The following is a 7,413-nucleotide window of genomic DNA, read 5'->3' on the forward strand; positions in this document are numbered from 1 at the left end:
GGGAGCGCGGAGGACGACCCACCCCTGGATTCAGGCTCGGGACAGAACAGCGGACGGCAGCTGGACATCCAGCATCGCGCGATAGAGACCGTCGGGCAACCGCGACAACTCGTCGTGCGTTCCCACCTCGGCGAGACGCCCCTGTTCCATGACCACGATGCGATCGGCGTGCCGGGCACCGAGTATCCGATGGGTGACGAAGATCGTCATCGAGCTGCTGTCGGTACGGGCCAGGTGCCCGAGCACCCGTTCCTCCGCATGAGGATCCAGCGCAGAGGTCGCTTCGTCGGCCACGATCACCGAACTCCCGCGCCCGAGCGCTCGCGCGATGGCCAGGCGCTGCCACTGCCCCACGGAGAGATCACGGCCCCCCACGAAGCGCGTGGAAACCAAGGTGTCCGACCTCTGTGGCAGAGCCCGCATCACATCCTCGGCTCCGGAAATCCGCATCGCGGTAGTGGCGAGTTCCGGATCCGCGGCCGCGGTGCCCAGAGCGACATTGTTGCCGGCCGTGGTAGGCCACTGGGCCGGGCTCTGCGAGACGAAGGAAACATGCCGGCGGATCTCCTCTTCACGAATCGTACGGAGGTCGACGCCGTTCCACAGGACCTCGCCGGCGCTGGGGCTGTACAGTCCGCCGATAACTTTGGCAAGCGTCGACTTTCCGGAGCCGTTCCGGCCCACAACGGCAATGGTCTCTCCGCGGCGCAGGGTGAGGTCGACCCCGGACAACGAGAGCTCGGCGTGGCCGGGATACCTGAAGTCGACCCCGCGCAGCGTGATCGAATCGGGTCCGCCGGGTGCGCAGTCCGCACCGCCCGGGGGCCGGTGACGCGCGGCGGCCGCGGATATGACGTCGCGATACAGTCCGATACTGAAACCGAGTTCGACGAAGTTGTAGAGATGGCCGGACGCGGCCGTCACCGCGGTGATCGAACTTCGCATCGCGAGCAGCGCCGCACCGGCCACTGCCACGTTCACCCAATGCAGTTGGACCAGGAGGACGAGCATCAGGACGGCCGCCGACAGGGCAACCCCCGAGAAGGCTCGTCCGATGAGTTGAACGCGTGCGCGCCGGAGTCCCGTGCGGATTTCTCTTGTCCGCAGCCGCAGTGAGACCATGCCGAACTCCCGGACCAGCCGGTCCCGCAGGCCGAACGCCGTCCTCTCCATCGCGTATCCCCGTGCGGTGGTCACCTCGCTCAGGATCGATTTCTGCAGGTGATCGGATACCGATTCCAGCATGTACAGGTTGTTCAATCTACTGCTTCTGGACGCCGCCCACGCGGAGGGCACGCATGCCACCGCGATACCCGCCGCCAGTAACGGGTGAAAAACGGCCGTGGCGATGATCGATGCTCCGACCGTCGCCGCGGACGACAACAATCCGAGCACCGGGACGGCGCCGGCCGCGAGCGCGCGAACGCCGGTACCGCCGCCCTGGGTGACCAGCTCCCGGAAACTCGCGTCCTCGAAGGCGATCACATCTACTCGCGATACGGTTCGCGCGATTGTGTTCTCGGCGGCGTAGGCGATATGCGGCCGGATGCTCGCCTCGATCGCTCGCTGCAGGCTCTCGAGCGACGCTCGGGTCGAGAAGACCACGATGACGACGACGATCTCACGAAGCGAATTCGCCAGATGCTCCGGAGTGACTGCCGACTCGAGCACAATCGAGAGGGCATCGGCCGTGACCAGCAGCCCCAATGCGGTCAGAAACCCGCACAGCACGCTGATGACCCCGGCGGCGATCACCAGCCAGGGAGCACTCGCCCAAGCGGTCGATACCGTGACACCGAGCAGCTTCGGTAGTTTTCGCAAACTGTCGGCCATACCGGCGTTCGCGACCGTCTTGCGGGCCTCGACCCAGTCGGGCTCGGCGATATTCTCGACCGCCACCAGTAAGGAGTCGCGCTGCCGGTTCCCGGATTCCGGACTCGGTCCCACTGCCTGCTCCATTCTCCGCCGCGACCACATCGCCGCAGTGGCCGTGCGGTGACGCCGCGCACCCGGTGCGCTCGCACCGGGTGCGCGGCGTCGTTTCCGCGCTGTGTTGCGGATGGTTACCAGCCGCAGTTGCTCTGGCTGAGCGCGCTCGGTCCGTCACACTTCGACCAGCTGATCGTGCTCCAGGCGGTCTGGGTTTCGCCCGGGGCCTGGCCGGCGATCTGCTGCAAATCCATCACATTGAGCTGGGTCATCTCTGATTTCGTCTTTCTTGCTCGGATACTCGAAACCCCGTGCTTCTACGAGGTCATGACGCCGACTCGGCATCACGTCTGAAGTGGCGGCAACAATCGGTAGTCGCCCGCCGCGATCATGTTCGCCGCGTGAATGATTCCGCTGGACCCGGTGGCCAGGTCCGTGGTCAACCGGAAGTTCCCGTCGCCGGGCACCGCCCACGCCTTGAAGGATGTACGCACGCCGAGGCCGCCGACCGCGGCATCGAGTTCGGTCAGCGGCGTCTCGTCGAGTCCCATGAACCGGCGCAGGCCGTTGGCGCCGTAGAACAATCCCGCGTAACCGTTGAACAGCCCGCATCCGACGCTGAAGGCGGGGGTGCACGCGGTGAGGAGATCGGCCAGCGCCGCGGCCACCCCTGGGTCGAGCAGATCCCGCTCCACGCTCTGGAGTACGACGCCGAAGCCCGCGGATCCGGTGGCGAGGTAGGGCAACAGGCGACCGCTGTCCTGGTACTGCAGGCCGCCCGATGGGTGGAGGGCGTAACCTCGCAGCTCCGCGCGCATGGCACTGTTCATGGCCTCGGCGAACAACGGATCGCCGAAGCGCCGGTGGGCTGCCGCGAACAGCCACCCATACCCGAGGTCCCCGTACATGAGTCCGGACCGCTGCAGGGTGAGATTGTTCGTCCGCAGGTCGTGGGCGGTGCGGAACCGCTCGGGCTCCGCCAGATATCGCCGCGCGAAATCACCGATGTCCCTCTCGAGGTCGCCCGAGAGCAACTTGGCCACGGTGGGGTGTGCTTCCGACTCGAGCGCCGCCAGCAGAATCCCGGCCACGCCGTCGAAGATCCGCGGCCCGAGGGCATCGTTCAGCAGATCCCGGCCCTCCAGTAGGGTCGCCGCCTCGCTCTCGGCCCCGAGAGCCAGCAAGGAGTACACCGATCCGCACAATCCGTCGAACAGTCCGACTCGATCGGTGTGCCGCGCTTCCGACATGATGTCCGCGATCAGTGACGGGTGGTCGGCCGTATCGAGTGCCAGTGCGTGCCCGGCCAGGCCCAATCCCAAGCCGCTGAGATCGTCTTCGAAGGCGTCGAAATGGGTCGGCCGGTGCCCGAGCCGGCTGCGCGCGGCGGTAAGGATCGTCGGCAGATCGGCCCGCAACCGGTCGATGAAGTGTCCGCGTGCCGGCGGATCGACGACCTCTCCGGCGATTCCGAAACTCTCCAGCAGTTGAGTGCGGCGTGCGACCAGGCGGCGGAGAGCAGGGGGGACCGCACCGTTCTCGGCTGCCAATCGGTCGAGCAGCGCCGGCAGGGCCCCGTTGTACTGCTCGGTGGTGATGTCCTCGTGCTCAACGGTTCCGGTCAGAATATCGGTGATCACCTTGGTGATCGCGAATCGATCCAGATGCTCCGGCGCGAGATCGCTCGGTATCCGGTAGCCCGGGGCGTTGATCTCGCGGGTCGGTGTGCTCCCGTACGCGGTCGCCGTTTCGAAGTCCACCAATCCGATCTCGAGTGTCTCCGGATCCACGAGGATGTTCTGCGGGTGGATGTCCCCGTGGGTGAGGCCGGCGGCCGCGATCCCGTCCACGGCCGCGGACAGGCGACCGATCACGTCTTCACACGCGAGGGCGTACTCCTGCCAGTCGGCGCCGTTCAGGCTGTACACCGGCATGCGCTGGACCATCCACTGTTGCAGTGTGGTGCCGGGCAGTGCGGACATCAGCACCATGTAGTGACCGCTGAGGTCCGATTCCCACAGCACCCGGGGGGCGGGTACCGATCCGTCCAGCCGGCGCAGTATCCGGGCCTCGTATCGCACCCGGCTGTATCCGTCGTCGCCGTCACGCGTGTATCCGGCGTATCGGCGACCCTCCTTCAGGATCACCGCCTCCCGGCCGTCTATCATCTCGGCGCGATAGACGCCTCCGGAATTCGATTGCCGCACAACAGATGTCACTTGGAACGGCACGTCGTGTATTTCGGTCCGAGCGATCGCCGACCGCAAGAACTCCGGCACCACAACCCAGTCGGGCAGGTTGAACCACGGTTGCCGAAGGTCTTCTTCCAGGGTGCCGTCCGGGCGTTGGATACAGAACTTGCCGTCCTGCTCGATCCGCTTGAACGCTCCGAAACGGAGGAAAACAGGGCCTGTTTTCCAGCGCACATCGGTGAGAACGCGTGGCCCGGCCGTTCCGGCCAGCCTCTCCTCGAGCCGGTCGAGTATCGCTTCGAGGTCTTCCGCGCACGGATATATCGTCACCAGTTTGCCCGATGCCGTCCTGTCCGCATTCTTGGAATTGGCCAGCCGATAGGCGCGAATCGACGATACATGTTTGAACGGAACCTTCATATCATCGCAGATCTCGGCGGCAGTCCGAATAACGAACAATTCGCTACCGAATTCTGCGCTCAGATGTATCTTCCAGCCTTGGATGTCCGGCCGGCGCGCCGCTTTCGGGAGGAGGTGCGTCCAGAATTCCTCGACTTCGAGACGGTATTCGGAAAGGTCCAAGTCGAGTGGGATCGGTCCGATCGGCTTCTGCCCGGAGGGCTTGGTGAAGAATTCGCGATCACCCAGACAGTATCTTTCGAACCTCATAACAACTCCCTGGGTCAGCAGGCCTCGATGCGATCTTCTCGACTCGAAGCAAGCTTTGTTCAGACCCGGCCGGGCGTCAATCAGAAATCACTGCCACGAATATGGCAGCACTGACACGGCAATTCCGGTCGAATCCCGCGGGCTGCACATTTCACTGCCATCGGAATGCCACCGGCTTGCCACCGCCCGCTCCCGATGTGATCGTGTGGCCCCCGGCCGCCCGGTACCGCTGTCGGGCAGCCGAACCGGCCGCCGAGCAACGACGGAACGTGTCAGGGCGCGGCCTTTGTCGTCGTGTGGTCTGCCATTGCGGCGAGCGCTCCCGCGGCGCCGCACCGATCGGTGGACGGCGTCACAGCTCGACGCGCTGGTCCTCCGGCAGGAACAGCGCGTCGGTTTCGACCACGCCGAAGGTCCGGTAGAACTCCGCGATATTGCGGACCACCTGGTTCACCCGGAACTCGTCCGGGGCGTGGGTATCGTTGGCGATCAGCCATTCGATCCGCTCCGGAGAGCTCTTGTCGCGCCAGATCCGCGAGTAGGACAGGAACATCGTGTGGTAGTCGGGTTCGGTCACCCCGGCCCGCTCCTCGGCGAGACGATAGGCGGCCAATGCGATCTGCAGGCCGCGCAGGTCGGCCAGGTTCTCGCCGACGGTGAGCTCACCGTTGACATGCTGTTCGGGGGCCAGGCCCTCCGGGACGAGCGCGTTGTACTGGTCGATCAGCTGCTTCGACTTGGCGTCGAAGGCCGCCCGGTCGGCGGGGGTCCACCAATCGCGCTGGTTGCCGTCACCGTCGAATTTCGAGCCCTGATCGTCGAAGCCGTGGCCGATCTCGTGCCCGATCACCGAGCCGACGCCGCCGTAGTTGACCGCGACCGCGGCGTCTTTGTCGAAGAAGGGCGGCTGCAGGAAAGCGGCGGGGAAGACGATCTCGTTCGTCACCGCCGAGTAGTAGGCGTTCACCGTTTGCGGTGAGGCGCTCCACTCCGATTTGTCGACCTCGGTGCCCAGCCGGTCGAACGACCGTTTGACCTCGAAATCGTTGATGGCCCGCAGCGATTCCACGATTTTGCCGCGCGTGACCTTCAGGCCGGAATAGTCGGTCCATTTATCCGGGTACCCGAGTTTCAGGCCGATCTTGTCGAGTTTCTCGATCGAGGCCTGCCGGGTCTCCGGTGACATCCACTTCGAATTGGTGAAATTGTCGCGATACGCGGCCATCAGATCGTCGACCATCACCTGGACGCGTTCCTTGGCCTCCGGCGGGAAGTATTTGTCGACATACAGTTTGCCGAGCTGTTCGCCCAGGTTGCTGTCGACCGTACCGACGCCGTTCTTCCACAGTTCGGGTCGCTGCTGCAACCCCGACATCACCCGCCCGTTGAAATCGAAGTTCGCGTCGGAGAGCTCCTTCGGCAGGACATGCGCGTAGGTCTTGATGACCGCGAGTTTCAGATAGTCACGCCAGATCGCGATATCGGTTTCGGCCCAGATCTTGCCGGCCTCGGTGACATAGGACGGCTGGTTCACCACCACCTCGGCGAACAGATCCTTCGGGCGATCGGTGATCCCCTTCAGCCAGGGTTCCCAGTCGTATTGCGGAGCCAGCGCCGTGGCCTTGTCCCAATCGAAGACGTTGTAGGTGGCGGCGGCATCGCGATTGCGCACGTTGTTCCAGTGCGCGGCGGCGATCCTGGTCTCCAGGGCCAGCTGCCGGTCGGCCAGCCCGGCCGGGTCGGGCAGGCCGGCGCCCTTCGCGAGGCGTTCCAGCAGGGTGCGGTAGCCCGCGAGCTCCTCGGCGAACTGGGGGTCACGGTAGTACTGCTCGTCGAGGCCGAGCCCGGACTGCCCGATCGAGGCGATATAGGCGGTGGAGTTCTTCTGGTCGATGCTCACCCCGATACCGATGATCCCGCCGATCGGCAGCCGGCCCATCACCTCGGCCAGCGCCGGCTTGTCCTTCGCGGCCTCGATCTCGGCGAACATCGAGTCCAGCGGGGTCAGACCCAGCTTCTCGATCTCGTCCAGATCGGTCCGGGCGTCGTAGAGGTCGCGGATGTGCTGGGCCTCGGTGCCCTCCTCGGGGTCCCGGATGCCCTCGATGATCTCCTTGAGCTGGAGCTGGGTGCGATCGTTGGCCTCGCTGAACGCGCCGAAGGAGGTCTTGTCGGGCGGGAGCCGGTATTCGCGCAGCCATTTGCCGTTGACGTGCCGGTACAGATCGTCCTGCGGGCGCACGGCCGGATCGGAACCGTCCATATCGACGGTGACCAGCTTGACCACTTCGTCCTCGGAGCAGGAGACCAGCGCCGCGGCGGCGGGCAGCAGTCCCAGGGCGACCAGGAACGAGCGGCGGCCGAGCACGAACGGACGATCCGGCGATGTCACACGAAACCTCTCCCCGATGCGGCACCCGCACCTCACCTAGGCGAACCAGCCCCATGAGGCTACCGGCGCGGCCCCTCGGCGTCGCGCCGGGACGCACACCGGGTCCCGCACCGATCGGGACCCGACCGCAGCGGTCGCATACCCCTTCGCCCATGTACCGCTGTCCGGATGGTCGCATCCGTCAAGGGTGGGGCCCGCCCGGTTCTGGAGCGACCAGAGGGAGGGAGCGCA

General features: G+C 65.5%; 4 protein-coding genes and 1 pseudogene. All 5 read right to left on the reverse strand.

Features of this window, described 5'->3' with window-relative positions:
• Positions 1–30 precede the first annotated feature (30 nt).
• The 5 genes and pseudogenes from ACWDU1_RS02355 to ACWDU1_RS02375 all read right to left on the reverse strand — a co-directional run bounded on the left by ACWDU1_RS02355 (position 31) and on the right by ACWDU1_RS02375 (position 7,182).
• Positions 31–1,947 carry an ABC transporter ATP-binding protein gene (locus ACWDU1_RS02355; RefSeq protein WP_449995199.1) on the reverse strand — a complete coding sequence of 639 codons (1,917 nt, stop codon included), beginning with the start codon at positions 1,945–1,947 and terminating at the stop codon, positions 31–33.
• Between the two features lie 116 nt (positions 1,948–2,063).
• Complete coding sequence (locus tag ACWDU1_RS02360; RefSeq protein ID WP_449995201.1) at positions 2,064–2,201, reverse strand: hypothetical protein; 138 nt, start codon at positions 2,199–2,201, stop codon at positions 2,064–2,066.
• Positions 2,202–2,273: 72 nt separating this feature from the next.
• Entirely contained in the window at positions 2,274–4,097 is a 1,824-nt protein-coding gene (locus ACWDU1_RS02365) for a protein kinase/lanthionine synthetase C family protein (RefSeq protein WP_449995205.1), read from the reverse strand.
• 138 nt (positions 4,098–4,235) lie between these two features.
• A pseudogene (locus ACWDU1_RS02370) lies at positions 4,236–4,790 on the reverse strand (class III lanthionine synthetase LanKC N-terminal domain-containing protein); the annotation flags it as partial.
• 352 nt (positions 4,791–5,142) lie between these two features.
• Positions 5,143–7,182 carry a M13 family metallopeptidase gene (locus ACWDU1_RS02375; RefSeq protein WP_449995203.1) on the reverse strand — a complete coding sequence of 680 codons (2,040 nt, stop codon included), beginning with the start codon at positions 7,180–7,182 and terminating at the stop codon, positions 5,143–5,145.
• Between the last annotated feature and the right edge of the window lie 231 nt (positions 7,183–7,413).

Source organism: Nocardia sp. NPDC003345 (assembly GCF_053589395.1).